Source organism: Mycobacterium sp. UNC410CL29Cvi84 (assembly GCF_000686745.1).
GTDB classification, from domain to species: domain Bacteria; phylum Actinomycetota; class Actinomycetes; order Mycobacteriales; family Mycobacteriaceae; genus Mycobacterium; species Mycobacterium mucogenicum_B.
This window is the reverse complement of sequence record NZ_JMLM01000012.1, coordinates 191,118-211,404: the sequence shown is the minus strand read 5'-3', so window position 1 is coordinate 211,404 and position 20,287 is coordinate 191,118. Positions and strand designations below refer to the sequence as shown.

Below are 20,287 nucleotides of genomic sequence, written 5' to 3'. Positions count from 1 at the left end.
GTTAAACGGTAGTCCTAGAGGTGGCTCAGGCCCTTGTATGCCACGAGAAGTCCGATGACGATCAGGATCCCGGCGACCAGCACGGCGTGCTGGCGGTGCAGCCAGGCGCCGAGGCGGGCCATGGCCGGGTCCAGCCGCTCGCCGGCGGCGGCGTAGGTCAGGATCGGGATGGCGACCGAACTGCCGGCGACCACGGTGAAACACAGCACCGACGCCAATGCCGCCGCGTGGGGGAGTTCGTCGGTGCTGATCGCCAGACCGGCGGCGACGCACATGAACAGCACTTTGGGGTTCACGACCGCGAGCACCGCGGCGGTCACGAAACCCCGGGCGGGGGTGATGCTCGTCAGTTTCCGCATCCAGGCGGGCTCGGGCGCGTCGTGGTTGCGGTTGGCCCAGCGGTAGATACCGAAGGCGACCAGCAGGACGCCGATCACGATGCGCACCCACGACGCCGTGGTCGACGGGTGGCCGGCCTGGGGCATGAGGCCGGACAGCTGGACGAACACGCCCGTCAACACCGCGATGGCCACCAGCCAGCCGGCGAGAAACGTCAGACCGGTGATGCGGGCATGGGGGGATTGCAGCACCAGGACCGCGGGAATGATCGACAGTGGAGAAAGGGCGATCACCAGGGCGAGGGGAATCAGTTCGGTCAGGACCGAAGCCCAATCTGTCATGCGGTCATTGTTGCTTACGTTTCCGTCGATCTTGACGGTTGGACGCGGCAGTATTTACGGGGTGAGCCAGATCATAGGCATCCAGGAAATTTTCTAGACTTGAGCGGAACAGACTCAACCTTGACGACGTTGAACTCAGCGACAAGCATTTTTCTGTAGACGAAAGGGAGGTGTCGTGGACTCGTTCAACCCGACCACGAAGACTCAGGCGGCGCTGACCTCAGCGTTGCAGGCGGCGACCGCCGCCGGAAACCCGGAGATCCGTCCGGCGCACTTGTTGATGGCTCTGCTGACCCAGAATGACGGCATCGCCGCGCCTCTGCTGGAGGCCGTCGGTGTCGAGCCCGCCGCCATCCGGGCCGAAGCCCAGCGGCTGATCGACCAGCTGCCGAGTGCCAGTGGCGCCAACTCGACGCCGCAACTGTCTCGTGAGTCGGTGGCAGCCCTGACGGCTGCCCAGCACCTGGCCACCGAGATGGACGACGAATACGTCTCCACCGAGCACCTGCTGTACGGCCTGGCCAGTGGCGACTCCGACGTCGCCAAGCTGCTGGTCAACCACGGCGCCGCACCGCAGACGCTGCGCGAGGCGTTCGTGAAGGTCCGCGGCAGCGCCCGCGTCACGAGCCCCGATCCCGAGGGCAGCTACCAGGCGCTGGAGAAGTACTCCACCGACCTGACCGCACGCGCTCGCGAAGGCAAGCTCGACCCGGTCATCGGTCGCGACACCGAGATTCGTCGTGTCGTGCAGGTTCTGAGCCGGCGCACGAAGAACAACCCGGTGCTGATCGGTGAGCCCGGCGTCGGTAAGACCGCGATCGTCGAGGGCCTGGCCCAGCGCATCGTTCAAGGTGACGTGCCGGAGAGCCTGCGGGACAAGACCGTCATCTCCCTGGACCTCGGTTCCATGGTGGCCGGCGCCAAGTACCGCGGTGAATTCGAAGAGCGGCTCAAGGCCGTCCTCGATGACATCAAGAACTCGGCCGGGCAGGTCATCACCTTCATCGACGAGTTGCACACCATCGTGGGTGCCGGCGCGACCGGCGAGTCCGCGATGGACGCCGGCAACATGATCAAGCCCATGCTGGCCCGTGGCGAGCTGCGGCTGGTCGGTGCGACCACGCTCGAGGAGTACCGCAAGTACATCGAGAAGGACGCCGCTCTGGAGCGCCGGTTCCAGCAGGTGCTGGTCGGCGAGCCGTCGGTCGAGGACACCGTCGGCATCCTGCGCGGCCTCAAGGAGCGTTACGAGGTGCACCACGGTGTGCGCATCACGGACTCCGCGCTGGTCGCGGCGGCCACGCTGTCGGACCGCTACATCACGTCGCGCTTCCTGCCGGACAAGGCCATCGACCTCGTCGACGAGGCCGCGTCCCGGCTGCGCATGGAGATCGACTCCCGGCCCGTCGAGATCGACGAGGTCGAGCGCCTCGTCCGTCGCCTCGAGATCGAGGAGATGGCGCTGTCCAAGGAAGAGGACGACGCGTCGAAGGAGCGGCTGGAGAAGCTGCGCTCGGAGCTGGCCGACTACAAGGAGAAGCTCTCCGAGCTGACCACCCGGTGGCAGAACGAGAAGAACGCCATCGACATCGTCCGCGAGCTCAAGGAACAGCTGGAGACGTTGCGCGGTGAGGCCGACCGGGCCGAGCGCGACGGCGATCTGGCCAAGGCTGCCGAGCTGCGGTACGGCCGGATTCCGGCGGTCGAGAAGCAACTCGACGCGGCGCTGCCCGTTGCCGAGGCCCGCGAGAACGTCATGCTCAAGGAAGAGGTCAGCCCCGACGACATCGCCGACGTGGTGTCGGCGTGGACGGGCATCCCGGCCGGCCGCATGCTCGAGGGCGAGACGGCCAAGCTGCTGCGGATGGAGAGCGAGCTGGGCAAGCGCGTCATCGGCCAGGCCGAAGCGGTGGTCGCGGTGTCCGACGCCGTGCGCCGGGCCCGGGCCGGGGTCGCCGACCCCAACCGTCCGACGGGTTCGTTCCTGTTCCTGGGTCCGACCGGTGTCGGTAAGACCGAGCTGGCCAAGGCGCTGGCGGAGTTCCTGTTCGACGACGAACGCGCGATGGTCCGCATCGACATGAGCGAGTACGGCGAGAAGCACTCGGTGGCTCGTCTGGTCGGTGCCCCTCCCGGCTACGTCGGCTACGACGCCGGCGGTCAGCTGACCGAGGCGGTGCGGCGACGCCCGTACACGGTGGTGCTGTTCGACGAGGTCGAGAAGGCCCACCCGGACGTGTTCGACGTGCTGCTGCAGGTGCTCGACGAAGGGCGGCTGACCGACGGTCAGGGCCGCACGGTCGACTTCCGCAACACCATCCTGATCCTGACGTCCAACCTGGGCGCCGGAGGCACTCCGGATCAGGTGATGGCGGCGGTGCGCGCCAAGTTCAAGCCGGAGTTCATCAACCGTCTCGACGACGTGCTGATCTTCGACGCGCTGAACCCGGACCAGCTGGTGTCCATCGTCGACATCCAGCTGCAGCAGCTGCAGAAGCGGCTGGCTCAGCGGCGCCTCCAGCTGGAGGTCTCGCTGGACGCCAAGAAGTGGCTGGGCGACCGTGGCTTCGACCCGCTGTACGGCGCGCGTCCGCTGCGCCGGTTGGTGCAGCAGGCGATCGGCGACCAGCTGGCCAAGAAGCTGCTGGCCGGCGAGGTGCACGACGGCGACACCGTCCCGGTGAACGTCAGCGCGGATGGCGAGAGCCTGGTCCTCGGCTGAGGCTGAGTTAGTTTCCGAGTGGACGTGAGAACCCCCTATTTCCTTGGGAATAGGGGGTTTTCGCTTGGGATCCAACAGTGCCGACGAAAGTACCTGAGTTCAATCGGACCGCCATCTGAGGGCCCAGAAAAGTACCTGGCTTCAATCTGGTCGGCCGCAAACGCCTCGTGAGTCAAGCTATGTACCTCTCGCCGGGCTCCGGTCAGATGTTGAAGCGGCCCGCGAAGCCGCGTAGTGGCACGTCGGCGCTCGTCAGCAGTCCGGGCGGGGCTTTGACCACCGAGGCGATGACATTGAGCGCGGGCAGCCCCGTCACGGTCATGCCGATCGAGGCGAAGTTGTCCGGATTCGACAGGTCCACACCGGGTTTCGGGTAGATCATGTGCTTGTTGTAGACGCAGGGGTCACCCTTGATCTGAGTGATGTAGCAGCCCTTGATGTTCCAGCTCGGGTCGGTGTGCGGCGTCATCTGCCATTCCAGATGCGTCTCGATGCGCGGCACACCGTCGACCATGCCCTGGTACTTGATGTAGTTGCCGCCCAGGGAGCCCTTCGGCAGCGTGTACCAGCCCAGGTCGACGTCCTTGGTGCAGGCGCCGAGTTCGGCGCTGAACTTCACCTCGTCGAGTTCGAGCCCGAAGCAGTCGGCCATCATGAGCACGCTGTCGGCGAACACCCGGGTGTACTTCTCGAGCTTCGCCGGGATCGACGGATCATCAACGGGGAGGCCATATCCCACCTCGATCCAGGTGTCCTTGCTGTGATGGCAGGACACGTCGACCGATTCGATGGTGGTGACGTTCTCGATCTCCGCGACGTCGGCCGAACACACCACGCCCAGGATCTGGTTGACGCCGGGGTTCATCCCGGTGCCGTAGAACGTCGACCCGCCCTTGGCGCAGGCCTCGGTCAGCAGCTGTGACACCGGCTTGCCGGAGGGGTGTGGGTGGTTGGTGTCGCGGTGCCAGCCGGTGATCCAGTCGGCCGTCGTCACGATATTGATCCCGGCCTCAAGGACTTTCACGTAGAGGTCCTCGTCGGGGAAGACGCCGTGGAAGGTGAGGACATCGGGTTTCGCGGCGATGATGTCGTCGACCGAGCCGGTTGCGATGACGCCGATGGGTCCGATCCCGGCGATCTCGCCGGCGTCCCGTCCCACCTTTTCCGTTGTGTAGCAATGTAATCCGACCAATTCCAGGTCGGGGCGCTTACCGATGCGCTTGATCATCTCGGTACCGACGTTGCCGGTCGCCACCTGGAAGACGCGAATCTTGGACATCTGGTCAGCCCTTCGGGGTTTCGGGATAGAACTGCATGGCCCACTTACGGATTGCGGTGAAGCCTTCGTATTCGGCGGTGGCCAGCGCCGGCGGATCCGAGTAGCGCTGGTGCGACCAGATGTGGATGTCCTGGGTGAACTGCCGGATCACCTCGTCACCGAAGGCGTTGGCGCGCTCGGCGTTCCAGGGCGCCCGCCCGATGTAGACCATGAAGCGCACGTCGGAGGTGGACTCGTCGACGGGTGTGACGGCCGAGATGGTGCGGTTGTCGATCATGCCCCAGCTCTTGGTGACGGCGATGCCGAGACCGCCGTTGATGGCCTCGACTCCGCTGCGGACATCGTCGATCGACTGCTGGTCGCTACCCTCGAAAGTGATGGTGAAGTCGACGTAGGAGATCGGTGCCGCGAAGTCGTGCCGGGTGAACACCGGCACGATCGGCGTCTGGTGCACGAACTTGAAGTGTGCGAAGTCGACGCCGTTCTCCAGGACGTATTGCGGGTGCAGCTCGAGGGACTCGCGGAACAGTCGCTGCTGGGGGTAGTAGTCGGCGGCGCTGCTGCCGTCGTTGAACGACGCGAACACATCGGGCGCCTCGAAGAACGGCTCGCGGCCCTCGACGTCGTGCCAGATGTAGATGGCCTCGTTGCGCTCGGTGACGGGGTAGGTCCGGATGCGGCGGCCGCGGTTGGGCCGGTCCTGGTACGGGATGCAGACGTTGTGGCCGGCGGCGTTCCACTGCCAGCCGTGGAACGGGCACTGGATGGTCTCGCCGACGACGTGGCCGCCGAAGCCGAGGTGTGCGCCGAGGTGCTCGCAGTAGGCGTTCATGACGGTGACGGCGCCGGATTCGGCGCGCCAGGCGACCATCTCCTCGCCGAAGTACTTCATGGTGTGCACCGCGCCGACTTCGACCTCGTCCGACCAGGCGACCTGGAACCATCCCGTCGGCTTCATCGGCAGCTGGGGTTTGGCCATGACCCGAATCGTAGGGGGTTCTGTGAAACTTTGAAAGAGGGTTCTGCGAAACTGCGCTAATCTCGGACGATGACCGCGGCGGCACGACGGACCAACAAGCGCGGCGACGCCACCAGGGAGAGCATGTTGGAGGCCGCGCGCAAGGCGCTGGCCACCGGCGATCCGGGCGCGGTATCGGCCAACCGGATCGCCAAGGAGATCGGCGCCACCTGGGGTGCCGTGAAGTACCAGTTCGGCGATATCGACGGCTTCTGGGCCGCTGTTCTGCGCCGCACCGCCGAGCGCCGCGCGGGCATGCTCAGCCACCACGACAGCGCCACCACGCTGCACCAACGCGTCGCGACCATCATCGACCTGCTCTATGACGGCCTGACCATCGGCGATTCGCGGGCCATCGAGAACCTGCGGGCAGCCCTGCCGCGCGACCACGCCGAGCTCGAGCGGCTGTACCCGAAGACCGCCGCGGAGCTGTCGTCGTGGGGGCAGAGCTGGCTGCAGACGTGCCAACAGGCCTTCGCCGACCTGGACGTCGACCCCGAACGGGTGCGCGAGGTGGCCTCGTTCATCCCCGGCGCGATGCGCGGCATCGCCTCCGAGCGCCAGCTCGGCACCTATACAGATCTCGATGTGGCCCGACGGGGGCTCACCAACGCGATCGTGGCCTACCTCAAATAGCACGTGACCAGCTTGTAACCAATTCGAGTTCGAGCATTTCGGGTACCAACCAGTAGGCTTGGGCCGATGGTCCCGCTCTGGTTCACGCTTTCCGCACTCTGCTTCGTGGGTGCGGCAGTGCTGCTGTATGTCGACATCGACCGTCGACGCGGCCTCGGCAGGCGCCGCAAGTCATGGGCGAAGTCGCACGGGTTCGACTACGAACACGAGACTCCCGACCTGGTCAAGCGGTGGAGCCGCGGCATCATGTCGACCGTCGGTGAGAACGTCCATGCCCGCAACGTCGTGCTCGGACAGATTCGCGGCGAGGCCGTGTTCATCTTCGACCTCGACGATGTGGCCACCGTGATCGCCCTGCACCGCAAGGTCGGCACCAACGTGGCCGTGGACGTCCGCCTCAAGGACATTCCGGAGCCCCGGGAAAACGACATCTGGCTGCTCGGCGCCATCGGCCCCCGCATGGTCTACTCCACGAACCTCGATGCCGCCCGTCGCGCCTGCGACCGCCGGATGGTGACGTTCTCCCACACCGCCCCGGATTGCGCCGAGATCATGTGGAACGAGCAGAACTGGACGCTCGTGTCCATGCCGATCACCAGCACCCGCGCTCAGTGGGACGAGGGTCTGCGCACCGTCCGCCAGTTCAACGACCTGCTGCGGGTGCTGCCGCCGGTGCCCTCCGGCCAGAACAGCGTCGCCGGCCAGGCCGTCGCCCGTCGCAGCGGTTCGCCGAGCCGTCCGCTCAGCGCCGGCCCGATGCGGCAGAACGAACTGCCCGCCGGCCGCAGCAACCAGGCCCCTGGCCGCGCCGACATCGGCCGCTACACGCAGTTCGCGCCGGCCCGTAATGGCCGCCCCGCGCCGAATTATCAGCGCTGAGTCCCTGCGGCTAACCTTGGCCGCATGTCTTTTCGCAGGTTGGCCTCGCGGCTGCTGACTGTGCTGCTGGCCGGTGTGCTGGTCGCGTGTTCCAGTGACAGCTCCGCGAACTCCGTCATCTTCGGTGCGCCCAGCGCCAAAGTCGGCGAGTCGCAGGCACTGCTGGGCTGGAACGTCTCGGTATCCAACCTGCGCTTCCAAGACGACCAGGTGCTGATCGACGTAGACCTGGCCGCCGCGAAGGCCGGCGGCGAACACGCCAAGCCCGAGACTCTGCGCTTCGGCCTGTACGGCGCATTGGCGCATCCCATCGAATCGAACCTGATCGGTGGCTGCGACGGGGTCCCCAACCTCAAGATCAACCCGGCCGTCGTACAGAACCCGGACAAGGTAACGGGCACAGTCTGTTTGGGCCCGATGCGCGACCAGACCCAGGTGCGTGGCGTCTACCTGTACTCGCCCGCCGACCGCATCAAGGACACCACCGTCGCCTACGGCGCGGCGTACCCCGTCGGCCTGACGCCGACCAACGAGTCCGACACGGGGCTGACGCTCAAGGCCACCAGCGTCGACGGATTCCGGGCCGACGGCGGCCAGTTGATCCCCGCGGCGCTGGGGGACCCGACGGCGTTCACCGGCAAGGGCTACATGCTGCTCGGTCTCGAAATCGGTGGTCTGGCAAGCAGGTACAAAGACGACTCGGCCAAGCGCGGCGGGCCGCTGATGATCGCAGTGGCGCCGACACTGCCGCCGCCCGGCCTGTCGCACATGTGCGACGTCTACGGCGCGACGCTGCTGGTGCTGCCGGACGCGAAGGTCGGGGCGATCAACACCCGCGCCTCGCTGTGCACGCAGGGCGACATCAACCAAGCGCTGCTGTACGCCACCGTCACCGTGGTGGGAACACATGCGGCGGTGTGGATTTCGCGTGAGTGATCAGGTCGCCGACCACGCCGATGTGCCAGGCCCCACCGAGTGGGGCGCCGGCCCCGGCGTCGGCCCGTGGTCCGGTGAGCTGCCCGACGATCCGCGCTACGACCCGGAGTTGTTGCGCGAGGGCGACACTCGCAACGTCGTCGACGCCTACCGGTACTGGACGCGGGAGGCGATCATCGCCGACATCGACCAGCGCCGGCACCCGCTGCACATCGCGATCGAGAACTTCGGCAACGATGCCAACATCGGCGCGGTGGTCCGCACCGCCAATGCGTTCGCGGTGGACACCGTGCACATCGTCGGCCGCCGGCGGTGGAATCGCCGGGGCGCCATGGTGACTGACCGCTACCAGCGACTCATGCACCATGCCACCACGGCGGAACTGCTGGCCTTCGCCGAAGCCGCGGGGCTGACCCCGGTCGCCGTCGACAACGTCCCCGGCTCGGTGCGGCTGGAAGAGACGACGCTGCCCCGCGAATGTCTGCTGATCTTCGGGCAGGAGGGGCCGGGCATCACCGACGACGCCAAGACGGGGTCGATGATGACGGTGTCCATCGCGCAATTCGGCTCGACCCGCAGCATCAACGCCGGGGTGGCCGCGGGGATCGTCATGCACACCTGGATCACTCAACATGCAGGACTGGATCGGGCCTGGTAGGGCAGGATAGAACGCATGGATCAGCGTCCGGTGGAGCGAAGCGACGGGGATGCAGTTTGGGCCAACCGTGCGGCCAGCGCGGAAACGGCTGTGTTCAACCGGCATATCCGGCGGCTCTGGGGGATGCCCGGCACTCAGCTGGGCGTCGTGGCCTGGCCGTCGACGCGCGCCGACCGACTGTTCAAGAGCTGGGACTACTGGTGGCAGGCGCATCTGCTGGACTGCATGATCGATGCGCAGCTGCGCGACCCGCAGGAGTACCGCGTCGCCCGCATCAGCCGTCAGATCCGTGGACATCGACTGCGCAACAACGGGTCCTGGACCAACAACTACTACGACGACATGGCGTGGATGGCGCTCGCGCTGGAGCGTTCCGGCCGGTTGGTCGGCGTGGCCCGGCCCAAGGCGCTCAAGACGTTCACCGACCAGTTCCTCAATGCCTGGGTGCCCGAGGACGGTGGCGGTATCCCGTGGCGCAAGCAGGACCAGTTCTTCAACGCCCCGGCGAACGGCCCGGCCGGCATCTTCCTGGCCCGCCACGACCGCCTGCGGCGGGCGCAGCAGATGGCCGACTGGATCGACGGCACGCTGATCGATCCCGATACGCACCTGGTGTTCGACGGCATCAAGGGCGGTTCCATGGTGCGCGCCCAGTACACGTACTGCCAGGGCGTGGTGCTGGGCCTGGAAGTGGAACTGGCCGTGCGTACCGGCGACCCGCGGCATGCGGAGCGGGTGCACCGCCTTGTGGCCGCGGTCAAGGACCACATGCTCGACGACGGCGTGATCAGGGGTGCCGGCGGCGGCGACGGTGGCCTGTTCGGCGCCATCCTGGCCCGCTACCTGACGCTGGTGGCCACCACCTTGCCCGGGGATACCGAGGAGGACGACGCGGCCAGGACGACCGCCCGCGAGCTGGTGCTGAAATCTGCGCAGTCGGCGTGGGACTACCGGCAGTCCGTCAACGGCATCCCGCTGTTCGGCGCGTTCTGGGACCGCGCGGCCGAGCTGCCGAGGGACGCCGGTGAGAAGGCGAAATCCGTTGACGGCGCGGTGAATTCATCCGATATTCCGGAACGCGACCTGTCGGTGCAGGTGGCCGGCTGGATGCTGATGGAAGCGGCGCACGTGTTGACGGCCGACGCGGACGCCGACGAGTCCTGACCTACTGTCCCTTCGGCGTCAACTCGCGGCAGTATGCGTAGATGGCCAGCCCGCCGAACTTGACGGCATCGTCGTTGGACAGGTTGGCGGCGTTCTTCTTCAGGTAGGTCAGCGCCGAGTTGACGCCGCCGCTCCGCATCGCGCTGCAGGTGCCGTGCGCGAGCTTGAGAGCGGTGCTGTTCGGCATGAGGATGCCCTTGTCGTGCACGGCCTGCAGGAACATGGGATCGATCTGGTCATCGGCGTGGGCGGGGACGGCCATCACGATGGCGGCCGCCGACGAGACCGCCGCGAACAGAGCTGCTGTGCGTGTGCGTTTCATTCGGATCCCCCATGCAAGATCGGTTTGCTGACAGGCTACGCGAGGCTCGGCGATCCCGGGCGGAGTCGCTTGGGGACGACCACCGGAATTTCTTCAGCAACGTCAGCGTCATATACTTAGACCGCATATTGCATTTTGATTTTTTGCTTATTTCGGAGGATGGCTATGGCCACGATGAAGAAGATTGCGTCGACTACAGCACTTGCAGCAAGCCTGGGAGCTGCGCTTTTGGGTGTCAGTGCGGGAGTTGCCAGCGCTGCTCCGGCACACGACCCCGCCACGATCCCGATGGACCGCGGCCACGGCCACGGCCACGACGACTGGGATGACCACGGCCGCGGTTGGGGTGGCCCGGGTTGGCGTGGTGGCGGCTGGGATGGCCCTGAGGTCTACGTCAACCTGCCCTGCGTGACCGGCCCCGCCGGCATCGTCACCGTTTGCCCGTAGCTCTTTGCCGCTGACGGCTCGTGCCCGCTGACGATTGATCTCCTTCGCTCCGGGGAACCCCTGGCTCGTACCGCCAGATATCCCGGACGCGAAGGAGGAGAAACGTTGGTACGCAAGACTCTCGTGATCGGTGTGGTCGCGTTAGGGCTGGCCGGTTGTTCCACGGAGAACTCCGAACCGACTGCCGGCTCACCGAATTCGGGCTTGCGCGCGCCGCAGGTCGTCGTCGACGGACAGCCCCGGGCCGTGAGCGGTGGGGTGACCTGCCATCAGGCGGGTGACAACGTGACGATCGGGATCGGCGACGTGTCCAGCGGCGTCGGCGCCGTCGTGACGACGAGCGATCCGCCGCAGGTTCGTACCGTCGGCCTCGGCACGATCGACGGCGTCGCGTTGGGGTTCACGAGTTCTGAACCCGGCGAGGCGGACAACGCCGTAGCCGCGGTGCGGGGCAAGTCGTACGCGATCAAGGGCACCGCGAGCGGCAGCGACCTGAGCAATCCCCGGTCGCCGCAGCAGGTGAGCAAGAGCTTCGAGATGGACGTCGCCTGCCCGTAAGGTGCATGATGCGGCGTTACCCGCCAGGATGATTGGTCGTGACCACTCCGGCAGAGGATGCATCGCCCCGAGTGTCCCTGGGCACCGTCCTGCGTGAGTGGGGCACCATCGGATGCATCGGTTTCGGCGGGCCGCCCACGCACATCAAGCTGTTGCGCAGCCTGTGCGTGGAGCGGCGCCGCTGGATCGGCGCCACCGAGTTCGAGGACGCGATCGCCACGTGCAACCTGTTGCCGGGGCCGGCGTCGACGCAGCTGTCGATCTACTGCGCCTGGCGCGTCCGCGGCCGGCTCGGTGCGCTGGTCGGTGGCGCCGCGTTCATCGTTCCGGGGCTCATCGTCATCCTGGCTCTGGCGGCGCTGTTCCTGGCCGGTTCACCGCCTCGGTGGGTGCTGGCTGCCGGGGCCGGCGCGGGCGCGGCGGTGGCCGCCGTCGCCGTCCATGCGGGGGCCGCGTTGGTCCCTGCCAGTTGGCAGCGGCGCACCAGCTCCGTCCGGTGGCTGGTGTATGTCGCATCGGGTGCGGTCGCGGCTGCGCTACTGGGCCCGTGGCTGGTGGTGGTGCTGTTGGCTTGCGGCGCAATCGAATTGGCGCGGACGACGGCGCTGCCCCGGTCCGGTGCGCGCAGCATGCCGATCCTGGCGCTCCAGTCCCTGGCGCTGGGCACACTGGGTTCGCTGTGCTGGGTGGCGTTGAAGGTCGGCGCGCTGTCGTACGGCGGCGGCTTCGTCATCATTCCGCTCATGCAGGCCGATGCCGTCGACCACTACCACTGGATGACCGGGCCCCAGTTCCTCAATGCTGTTGCGCTGGGCCAGATCACGCCGGGGCCGGTGGTGCAGACCGTCGCCGTCGTCGGCTATGCCGCCGCGGGATTGCTCGGCGGCGTGCTGGCCTCGGTGGTGGCCTTCAGCCCGTCGTTCCTGTTCATCCTGTTGGGCGCCAAGCACTTCGACCGGATTCGCGGCAACAACTACGTGCGGGCCTTCCTGGACGGCGCGGGTCCGGCCGCCATCGGTGCGATCCTGGGCTCGGCGGTGCCGCTGGCCCTGTCGATCAGCCAGACCTGGCAGTACGTCGTCCTGGCGGTGGCGGTGGTTGCCGTGTTCAGCCGGGTGAACGTCGTGATCACGTTGCTGCTGGCCGCCGGGGCCGGCGTTCTCGCCACCGCGTTCGGCCTGCCCTTGCCGGGCTGATTTATCTGGTCGGGGAATGTCATCGACCGCCTGACCGTCTTACAATAGAGGGGCATTTATTGCCTATTTGTATTTGTTGTTTCGGAGGTTGGCCATGGCCAAGTTCAGAACGATTGCATCGATGACAACACTCGCCTTGGGCCTCGTGGCTGCGGGTTTGGGTTTCGGCTCGGGTATCGCGAGCGCCGCACCCGCGGTCGGTCCCGGAACGATCCCGATGGACCACGGTTGGGGCTGGGGTGGCGACGACTGGGACGGTCACCACGGTCACGGCCGCGGCTGGGACGGTAACCGCGGTTGGGGCCCCGGCTACTTCCCGCCGCCGTGCCTGACCGTCCCGTACGTCACCATCTGCGCCTAGTCGCGCGAGGGCTGTCAGCAGCAATTCGGGTCGAGCACCCGGCATAGCGCGGCGAGCGCGTCGCGTCGCGGGGTGTGGTGCACGTTCATGCCCTGACGTTCGGAGATGACGAACCCGGCGGCCCGCAGTTGGCCGAGGTGGTGACTGACTGTCGATTCGGCCAGGCCCACCGCGGCCGCAAGGGAGCCGGTGGTGCAGGGCTCGCCACAGGTGAACAGCAGCGACATCAGTTTCACGCGCGCGGGGTCGGCGAGTGCCTTGAGCCGCATGGCGAGGTCGAGCGCGGCGGCGTCGTCAGTCGGGCTCGCGGCCACGGGCGCGCAGCACAACGGCTCGGACATGTCGATGACGGGCAGTGCCTTGGGCATGCCACCGATGCTACCTCAGCTTGTTGACATATATCGAAAAGGTGCGGTAGAACTGTGCTGCGGATTTCGATATACGTCACATACCTCGGGAGGTCTGCCATGTCTCGTGTCCAGCTCGCTCTGAACGTCGACAACCTCGACGAGTCGATCGCCTTCTACCGCAACCTGTTTGGCGCCGAGCCGGCCAAGGTGAAGCCCGGCTACGCGAACTTCGCGATCGCGAACCCGCCGCTCAAACTGGTGCTGCTCGAGAACCCGGGACACGGCGGGTCGATCAACCACCTGGGTGTGGAAGTCGAATCCAGCGACGCCGTGCACACCGAGATCGCCCGCCTCACCGACGCGGGGATGTTCACCGAAGAGGAGATCGGGACCACCTGCTGCTTCGCCACGCAGGACAAGGTTTGGGTGACCGCCCCCGGCGGGGAACGCTGGGAGGTCTACACCGTCCTCGCCGACAGTGACACCTTCGGCGCTGCGCCGAGCGGATCGGATGATGCGGTGTGCTGCGGGGCGCAGGCATGACGCAGACCGCTGACGCCGCTCCGGCGACAGCTCGACTCTCGACGCTCGACCGGTATCTGCCGGTCTGGATCGGGTTGGCGATGGCGGCCGGGCTCTTGCTCGGCCGCTGGGTCCCCGGACTGGACGTCGTGCTGGAAAAGGTTCAGGTGGAAGGCATTTCGTTGCCGATCGCGCTGGGCCTGCTGATCATGATGTACCCGGTGCTGGCCAAGGTCCGGTACGACCGACTCGACACCGTCACCTCCGACCGCAAGCTGCTGCTGTCCTCACTGGTGCTGAACTGGGTGCTCGGGCCGGCGCTGATGTTCGCGCTGGCCTGGCTGTTCCTCGCGGACCTGCCCGAGTATCGGACCGGGCTGATCGTCGTCGGCCTGGCTCGCTGCATCGCCATGGTGATCATCTGGAACGACCTGGCGTGCGGCGACCGGGAGGCTGCAGCTGTTCTGGTGGCGCTCAATTCGGTGTTCCAGGTGCTGATGTTCGCGGTGCTCGGCTGGTTCTACCTCTCGGTGCTGCCGGGCTGGCTGCACCTGCCGCAGACCGCGATTGCGACGTCCCCGTGGCAGATCGCGAAGTCGGTGCTGATCTTCCTCGGCATCCCGCTGGCTGCCGGCTACCTGTCGCGCCGACTCGGCGAAAAGGCCAAGGGCCGCGCCTGGTACGAGTCGACGTTCCTGCCCCGGATCGGGCCGTGGGCACTGTACGGGTTGCTGTTCACAATCGTGATTCTCTTTGCGCTGCAAGGGCATCAGATCACCACTCGCCCGTGGGACGTCGCCCGTATCGCGCTCCCGCTGCTGGTCTATTTCGCGATCATGTGGGGTGGTGGCTATGCGCTGGGTGCTGCTCTCGGCCTCGGCTACGAACGCACCACGACGCTGGCGTTCACCGCGGCGGGTAACAACTTCGAACTGGCCATCGCCGTCGCGATCGGCACGTGGGGCGCGACGTCCGGGCAGGCCCTGGCCGGCGTCGTCGGACCGCTGATCGAAGTGCCGGTTCTGGTCGCGCTCGTCTACCTGTCGCTGGCGCTGCGGCCGCGGTTGCGGAGTGTGCCCGCATGAGCCCCAAACCCAGCGTGCTGTTCGTCTGCGTCCACAACGCCGGCCGGTCGCAGATGGCGGCCGCGCTGTTGACTGAGCTGTCCGACGGGCAGATCGAAGTACGTTCTGCGGGAACAGCACCCGCCGATGAGATCAATCCCGTCGCCGTCGCGGCCATGGCCGAACTCGGCATCGACATCACCGCCGAAGCGCCGAAGGTGCTCACCGCCGACACCGTGCAAACCAGTGACGTGGTGATCACGATGGGGTGCGGCGACACTTGCCCGTACTTTCCGGGGGTGTCCTACCGGGATTGGAAACTCGATGACCCGGCGGGGCAACCCATCGAGGCCGTCCGGCCCATCCGCGACGCCATCGCCGACCGGGTTCGGGACCTGGTCGACGAGTTACTGCCCGGCTAGCCTCCCGGAGCCAGGCCCGGGTTCATCACCACGGGCGGAAGCGGCGCCACGGAGGTCTTGCTGGTCGGTGGCGGCGTGCTCTTGGGGATGTCGATGGTGCCGGTGTACTCGCCGTCGGTGTATTGATCGCTGTGCCAGCCGCCGTCGACATCCTTGTAATCGCAGCTGGAGTACCGGTGCCCATTGGAGGTCGAGGTGTTGTAGGTGCCGCCGGCGTCCTTGCATTCGGCTTTGATGGTGCCTTCGGAAATGGCGTACGCGGCCGGCGCGGTCAACAGGAGCGCGCCGAAGACGACGGGTACCGCCGCCCAACTGAGTCCGGACATGGTTATCGCCCTTCGGTTCTGTTGTTGAACAGCGCAAACAGACCGCCCTGCGACGCTCTGGCGCGGGATAATCAGTTATCGCGCCGGCGTGGTGAGGTGTTACCGGGCCAGACTCCCGAGGTACGCCTGCGACTCGATCAGGCCCTCGTCGCTGGGCGCCTGCCCCTCGCCGAATACCCGCTGCCGTTGCTTTGCGCGCAGATCATGGTGTGCGTCAGCGGGTTTGACGAATCCGAAGCGACGGCGCGCTTCTTCAGGAGTGAACACGGCATCGGTGATCGCCGGGATGCCGAGGATATACGGCGCGGCCACCTGGGTCACCGACGGCGCAATCAGCTGCGCCACGGCGAGTTTCAGCCGTGGGCTGCGATCGACGATGCCGTAGGCAACCTTGAGTACCGGGCGCACGGCGATGTCGACGACGCGGGGCTGGTCGAAACCGCTGAGCTTGCGCATCCAACGCGGCATGGTGGCAATCGTGCCCGCGCGCAGGACGAGGTTGATGAGCTCGACGACCGGCTTCAGTACCCACGGCGCCGGCGGCAGCACGACTTTGGCATTGAGCAGGTGGTCCATCATGGCGCGGGCCGCTTCACTGACCGCCAGATGTGGGCGCATCTCGTCGAAGTACGCGCGCACACCGGCGCTGGTACGCGGCACATCGGCCGGGTCGCAGGTCTGGAACTCCGCCGCGATGGCGCACTCTTCCCAGTACTGGTTCTCTTCCTCCGGGGTGAGCTTGCCTCCGCCGTACATCTCGTACGCGGTCAGCACCGAATGCCACCCGGTCAGCAGGATCCACAGCTGCGAATGCGGGTTGTTGGCGTCGTACTTGTTGCCGCTGACGGGCTCGGTGCCGATCGCCTTCGAATGCACCTTGACCAGCACGTCAGCGGCCTTGACCACCGACTGGCTATCGCCGAACGCAACCGTCGCGAAATACCGCACGGTGCGGTCGTAGCGTGTGCGGGGCCGGTCGTAGTTGGCCTGCGTGGCATCGACGGCGGCGATCAGAGACGGGTCGAGTTCCTCCACCACGACGGCGCGCTGCAGGCCCGTCACCGGAGTGGTGGTGTGTCCCCACACCTTCCAGGTGACGGTGCCGGGGCCGAAGAAGCCGTAATCGGCGAGGGGTTGCACTGGCTGGGACACGACTTACTCCTTGTTGGTCAGGCCGCGGCGAACGCGCGGCACATGAGTCGTCCGTAGAATTCGCCGAGACTGTCTGCGTCCCAGTCGTTCTCGGGGTCGAGGAGGGACCGGACCGCGGCCTCGCTGGAGGACACGAACAGTTCGGTCAGTACCGGCATCTTGCGGTTGAGGTCGGTGGTCTGCCACCACGTCGTCAGCGCCGGCGCGATCCAGCGCGACGAACTTCTCGCGAGTGTACGACGGGTCTCCGCGACCATGTCGGCGACCGCCGGGTCGGCGTGCGCCAGGTATACGAAACGCCAGGTGTCCGGTTGGCCCTCGACGGCATGCAGCAGTGCGCGGTATCCGTCGATGAACGCGGCCTCCGGGTCGTCGCCGCGGCCGGTGTGCAGGGCTGCCAGCAGGGTCTCGCGCAGCGACTCGCCCTCGCGATCCAGCAGTGCGGCAAGAAGTTCCACGCGGTCCTTGAAACACGAGTAGACCACCGGCCGGGTGACGCCGAGGTGGGTGGCCACGGCGCCGATGGTCACCGCAGCCGTGCCGGATTCCGCGGCGATCTGCAGTGCGGCGTCGAGGATCTGCGGACGGCGGCGCTCGGGGCCCAGATGGGCAGCCCGCTCCCGGGGCTTCGTTGCGGCGTCGGTGGCCATGAACCGAATGTAGCAGAATTATTCTTGTTTGAATAATTTTTCTTCATCCTTGTAGGATTGCTCGCCATGACCATGCTCAACCCGCACAAGCCGGACTTCGCCGACTTCGACGAGCGGACCCAGCAGGTCTTCGTCGCGACTATCGAGTTCTTCGAGAGCCACGGCAAGGCCTGGTTGACGCAACAGGACCGCGACCGCGTCTGGTACGCGGAGTTCATCGAATTCCTCAAGAAGGAAAGGGTTTTCGCGACGTTCCTGACGCCGGCATCGGAGGCGGACGGTGACCCCGACAAGCGATGGGACACCGCGCGCAACGCGATGTTCAGTGAGATCCTGGGCTTCTACGGCATGCAGTACTGGTACGTCTGGCAGGTCACGATCCTGGGACTCGGCCCCATCTGGCAGTCGTCCAACGCCGTGGCCCGCAAGCGGGCTGCCGAGCTTCTCGACGCCGGCGCGATCTTCGCGTTCGGCCTGTCGGAGAAGGAGCACGGCGCGGACGTGTACTCCACGGACATGGTGCTGACGCCGGTCGACGACGGCTACCGGGCGAACGGCGGCAAGTACTACATCGGCAACGGCAACCTGGCCCGCATGGTGTCGGTGTTCGGCCGCCGGGCAGACAAGCCGATCCTGGACAGCTCGACCGCGCTGGACGGCGGCAAGCCCGACGAGGATTTCGAGGGGTATCTCTTCTTCGCCGCCGACAGTCAGCATGCTGACTACAAGCTGCGCAAGAACGTCGTCAACGGCCAGATGTACGTCGCCGCTTTCGATCTCGAGGATTACCCGGTCGACGCCGAGGACATCCTGCACGCCGGCAAGGGCGCGTTCCATGCCGCGATCAACACCGTCAACATCGGTAAGTTCAACCTCGGCTTCGGTTCCATCGGCACGTGTGAGCACGCCATGTACGAGGCCGTCACGCACGCCGAGAATCGAATCCTGTTCGGAAAGCACGTCACCGAGTTCCCGCAGATTCGCCGCATGCTCACCGAGGCCTACGCCCGTCTGGTCGGCATGAAGCTCTACAGCGAGCGCGCCATCGACTACATGCGGTCGGCGTCAGCGACCGATCGGCGCTACCTGCTGTTCAACGCCATCGAGAAGATGACCGTCACGCGCGAGGGCGAGAAGATCGTCACGCTGCTGTCGGACACCATCGCCGCGCGCGGGTTCGAGAACGACATGTTCTTCCCGATGGCGCTGCTCGGCTCGGTCGGACTGCCTCGCCTCGAGGGCACCGTCCACGTCAACATGGCGCTGTCGCTGAAGTTCATGCAGAACTTCATGTTCCGTCCCGCCGACGCCGGACTTCTTGCGCTGCAGCAGCTTCCCATCGAGTACTCGCCCAACGCGGCGACGCGGGCCGTGGCGGGCGGCCTGCGTGCGGCGGGCTCGGCTGTCGTTCCTCGGATCGCGCGGATTCCGAAGGCTCCGAAAGCATTACGCACCGAGAAGCTGCCGGTGGTGCGCCGCCGTCGGGACTTCACCAACGACGACTTCCTCTTCGCGCAAGGCCCCAGCCGCGGTCTGGGCCGGGTCGCTTTCGCGGACTGGCGCGGCGTCCTTCAGGAGTTCGCACACATCCCCAACGTCGCGGTCTTCCTCAAGCAGGCCAACGGTTTCCAGACTCTGCTGGCCGCGGCCACGCCGACCGCGCAGCAGCAGGACGACGTCGACTTCCTGTTCGCGATCGGTGAGCTGTTCACTCTGCTGCCCTACGCGCAGCTGATCCTCGAGCAGGCCATCATCGACCAGACCGACGACGACGTGCTGGACCAGCTGTTCGAGGTTCTGGTCGCCGACTTCTCCCGGCACGCCACCACGTTGCACTGCAAGCCCAGTGCGACTGCCGCACAGAAGAAACTGGCGCTCGATCTGATCGCGGAGCCGGTGGGCGACCCGGCACGCTTGGAGCGCATGGTCCGCATCGTGCGCGACCTGGCGGGCCGGTACGAGATGGCGCCCTAGTCGGACACGAATTGCGTGACGTAGGCACTCAACGGAATCAGTGAAATCCGGTTCAGCAGATCTTGGGCGGCGGCGCGGTCGTCGGCCGTGCTCGTGCACTCGACGCGCCCCAGCAGCCAGATGATCGGGGCGGGCGAACGGTGTTCGGTGACACCGGCAGGCAGTTCGCCGTTCCAGTTCGGGCCGGTGATGGCATACGTCTGCGGCGTCGTCCAGGCGACGTGCTCGTCGGCGTCATCGAACACGTCGGCTCGGCCGGAGAGCACCTGGAACAGATAGCGGCGGTCGGCGGCGTCCGGCAGGGTCAGCACCCAGGGCTCGGCGTTCACGTCGAGGAAGCGGTCGACGTACATGGCGTCGGTAGTGCTCGTCCGCATGAGCTGCTGCAGCGGGCAGCGGCTGGCTTCGGTCTCGCCCTCGCCGCGGTGGGCACGGCGTGCTGCCGGTCCGGCCAGGATCACCAGGGCGGCCACGGCGATGGACAACGTGCCGCACCACGGCAGGATATCGGCTGCTGACATGACGGCCGTAACTCCAATCCGGGTGTGGCCCATGGTCGGTCGCGGGCCGGGTTCGGTCCGCTCATCCCACTGTGCAGGACGGCGCTGCCCGAAGTTTTGACATCTAGAGACTGATTCTTGACAGTTCGGGACAGCGCCGTCCAGGGCAACAGCCGAGGTCTCAGCAGGGAGCGCCGGGCGGCGTGTAGTAGGGCACGCCTTCGTCGGTGTAACAAGGAACTTCACCGGCGACATACGGAACGTGGGCCGCCGCGATGGCGGTGCCCACGGCGACGTCGCCCGCGATGTTGGTGCAGCCGCCGGCCGAGAAGTGCCGGCCACCGGCGCTGGCGCAGACGTCCGCGGCGGCGGTGGGGGCCACCGTCAGTGGCGCCACGGCCAGGGCGGCGCCCAGCAGTGGGACGGATACCAGCGCGGTGATGCGTGGGGGCATGGTGCTCCTTGGGTTGA

Annotated in this window: 22 protein-coding genes and 1 pseudogene; 13 read left to right on the top strand and 10 right to left on the bottom strand. The window is 66.6% G+C overall.

The window, feature by feature from the left end:
* Window positions 1–14: 14 nt before the first annotated feature.
* Complete coding sequence (locus BR47_RS0118670) at window positions 15–680, bottom strand: GAP family protein (protein ID WP_029120437.1); 666 nt, start codon at window positions 678–680, stop codon at window positions 15–17.
* Between the two features lie 175 nt (window positions 681–855).
* Here BR47_RS0118670 and clpB point away from each other — a divergent pair, with 175 nt between their 5' ends.
* A complete protein-coding gene (gene clpB / locus BR47_RS0118665) occupies window positions 856–3,402 on the top strand; it encodes an ATP-dependent chaperone ClpB (protein WP_020098703.1) in 2,547 nt (848 codons plus the stop codon).
* Window positions 3,403–3,604: 202 nt separating this feature from the next.
* Here clpB and BR47_RS0118660 read toward each other — a convergent pair whose 3' ends face one another.
* The gene (locus BR47_RS0118660) at window positions 3,605–4,681 is read right to left on the bottom strand and encodes an NAD(P)H-dependent amine dehydrogenase family protein (RefSeq protein WP_020098704.1); all 1,077 of its coding nucleotides are present in this window, start codon (window positions 4,679–4,681) and stop codon (window positions 3,605–3,607) included.
* 4 nt (window positions 4,682–4,685) lie between these two features.
* A complete protein-coding gene (locus tag BR47_RS0118655; protein ID WP_029120436.1) occupies window positions 4,686–5,660 on the bottom strand; it encodes an aromatic ring-hydroxylating dioxygenase subunit alpha in 975 nt (324 codons plus the stop codon).
* A 69-nt stretch (window positions 5,661–5,729) separates the two neighbouring features.
* On the opposite strand from BR47_RS0118655, the gene BR47_RS0118650 reads away from it, so the two are divergent.
* The 5 genes from BR47_RS0118650 (at window position 5,730) to BR47_RS0118630 (ending at window position 9,972) form a co-directional block, all read left to right on the top strand.
* Window positions 5,730–6,335: a TetR/AcrR family transcriptional regulator gene (locus tag BR47_RS0118650; RefSeq protein ID WP_020098706.1), complete on the top strand. Its 606-nt coding sequence runs from the start codon at window positions 5,730–5,732 to the stop codon at window positions 6,333–6,335.
* A 66-nt stretch (window positions 6,336–6,401) separates the two neighbouring features.
* A complete protein-coding gene (ttfA, locus tag BR47_RS0118645) occupies window positions 6,402–7,214 on the top strand; it encodes a trehalose monomycolate transport factor TtfA (protein ID WP_020098707.1) in 813 nt (270 codons plus the stop codon).
* 24 nt (window positions 7,215–7,238) lie between these two features.
* Window positions 7,239–8,150, top strand: coding sequence for a hypothetical protein (locus BR47_RS0118640; protein WP_036427568.1), 912 nt, complete (start codon window positions 7,239–7,241; stop codon window positions 8,148–8,150).
* Entirely contained in the window at window positions 8,143–8,808 is a 666-nt protein-coding gene (locus tag BR47_RS0118635; RefSeq protein ID WP_020098709.1) for a TrmH family RNA methyltransferase, read from the top strand. The genes BR47_RS0118640 and BR47_RS0118635 overlap by 8 nt, the downstream gene beginning before the upstream one ends.
* Before the next feature lie 15 nt (window positions 8,809–8,823).
* Entirely contained in the window at window positions 8,824–9,972 is a 1,149-nt protein-coding gene (locus BR47_RS0118630) for a glycoside hydrolase family 76 protein (RefSeq protein ID WP_029120434.1), read from the top strand.
* Between the two features lies 1 nt (window position 9,973).
* Here BR47_RS0118630 and BR47_RS0118625 read toward each other — a convergent pair whose 3' ends face one another.
* The gene (locus tag BR47_RS0118625) at window positions 9,974–10,294 is read right to left on the bottom strand and encodes a DUF732 domain-containing protein (RefSeq protein WP_020098711.1); all 321 of its coding nucleotides are present in this window, start codon (window positions 10,292–10,294) and stop codon (window positions 9,974–9,976) included.
* Between the two features lie 228 nt (window positions 10,295–10,522).
* Between BR47_RS0118625 and BR47_RS33185 the strand changes: the two genes are divergently transcribed.
* The 4 genes from BR47_RS33185 (at window position 10,523) to BR47_RS0118605 (ending at window position 12,856) form a co-directional block, all read left to right on the top strand.
* Window positions 10,523–10,741, top strand: coding sequence for a hypothetical protein (locus BR47_RS33185; RefSeq protein ID WP_138158296.1), 219 nt, complete (start codon window positions 10,523–10,525; stop codon window positions 10,739–10,741).
* A gap of 105 nt (window positions 10,742–10,846) precedes the next feature.
* Window positions 10,847–11,299, top strand: a complete 453-nt coding sequence (locus BR47_RS0118615) for a lipoprotein LpqH (RefSeq protein ID WP_036419921.1) — start codon at window positions 10,847–10,849, stop codon at window positions 11,297–11,299.
* Window positions 11,300–11,337: 38 nt separating this feature from the next.
* On the top strand, window positions 11,338–12,495 hold the full coding sequence (gene chrA / locus BR47_RS0118610) for a chromate efflux transporter (RefSeq protein ID WP_029120433.1): 1,158 nt from the start codon (window positions 11,338–11,340) through the stop codon (window positions 12,493–12,495).
* 121 nt (window positions 12,496–12,616) lie between these two features.
* Window positions 12,617–12,856, top strand: coding sequence for a hypothetical protein (locus BR47_RS0118605; RefSeq protein WP_138158297.1), 240 nt, complete (start codon window positions 12,617–12,619; stop codon window positions 12,854–12,856).
* Between the two features lie 14 nt (window positions 12,857–12,870).
* On the opposite strand, the gene BR47_RS0118600 is transcribed toward BR47_RS0118605, so the two are convergent.
* Window positions 12,871–13,224 carry an Rv2640c family ArsR-like transcriptional regulator gene (locus BR47_RS0118600; protein ID WP_020098716.1) on the bottom strand — a complete coding sequence of 118 codons (354 nt, stop codon included), beginning with the start codon at window positions 13,222–13,224 and terminating at the stop codon, window positions 12,871–12,873.
* A 99-nt stretch (window positions 13,225–13,323) separates the two neighbouring features.
* Between BR47_RS0118600 and BR47_RS0118595 the strand changes: the two genes are divergently transcribed.
* Entirely contained in the window at window positions 13,324–13,749 is a 426-nt protein-coding gene (locus BR47_RS0118595; RefSeq protein ID WP_029120432.1) for an ArsI/CadI family heavy metal resistance metalloenzyme, read from the top strand.
* A pseudogene (gene arsB / locus BR47_RS0118590) lies at window positions 13,746–15,214 on the top strand (ACR3 family arsenite efflux transporter). The gene BR47_RS0118595 and the pseudogene arsB overlap by 4 nt, the downstream one beginning before the upstream one ends.
* Here the strand turns inward: arsB and BR47_RS33545 are convergent.
* The 3 genes from BR47_RS33545 to BR47_RS0118570 all read right to left on the bottom strand — a co-directional run bounded on the left by BR47_RS33545 (window position 15,211) and on the right by BR47_RS0118570 (window position 17,342).
* Window positions 15,211–15,540: a hypothetical protein gene (locus BR47_RS33545; RefSeq protein ID WP_029120429.1), complete on the bottom strand. Its 330-nt coding sequence runs from the start codon at window positions 15,538–15,540 to the stop codon at window positions 15,211–15,213. The pseudogene arsB and the gene BR47_RS33545 sit on opposite strands and share 4 nt — an antisense overlap.
* 99 nt (window positions 15,541–15,639) lie before the next feature.
* Window positions 15,640–16,692, bottom strand: a complete 1,053-nt coding sequence (locus tag BR47_RS0118575) for an oxygenase MpaB family protein (RefSeq protein ID WP_231506737.1) — start codon at window positions 16,690–16,692, stop codon at window positions 15,640–15,642.
* 17 nt (window positions 16,693–16,709) lie between these two features.
* Window positions 16,710–17,342, bottom strand: coding sequence for a TetR/AcrR family transcriptional regulator (locus BR47_RS0118570; RefSeq protein WP_020098721.1), 633 nt, complete (start codon window positions 17,340–17,342; stop codon window positions 16,710–16,712).
* Between the two features lie 66 nt (window positions 17,343–17,408).
* On the opposite strand from BR47_RS0118570, the gene BR47_RS0118565 reads away from it, so the two are divergent.
* The gene (locus tag BR47_RS0118565; protein WP_029120427.1) at window positions 17,409–19,316 is read left to right on the top strand and encodes an acyl-CoA dehydrogenase family protein; all 1,908 of its coding nucleotides are present in this window, start codon (window positions 17,409–17,411) and stop codon (window positions 19,314–19,316) included.
* Here BR47_RS0118565 and BR47_RS0118560 read toward each other — a convergent pair.
* Together BR47_RS0118560 and BR47_RS0118555 are read right to left on the bottom strand one after the other, a co-directional pair.
* On the bottom strand, window positions 19,313–19,837 hold the full coding sequence (locus tag BR47_RS0118560) for a DUF1254 domain-containing protein (protein ID WP_029120426.1): 525 nt from the start codon (window positions 19,835–19,837) through the stop codon (window positions 19,313–19,315). The genes BR47_RS0118565 and BR47_RS0118560 overlap by 4 nt on opposite strands.
* Window positions 19,838–19,997: 160 nt before the next feature.
* Window positions 19,998–20,270 carry a hypothetical protein gene (locus BR47_RS0118555; RefSeq protein WP_036427566.1) on the bottom strand — a complete coding sequence of 91 codons (273 nt, stop codon included), beginning with the start codon at window positions 20,268–20,270 and terminating at the stop codon, window positions 19,998–20,000.
* Between the last annotated feature and the right edge of the window lie 17 nt (window positions 20,271–20,287).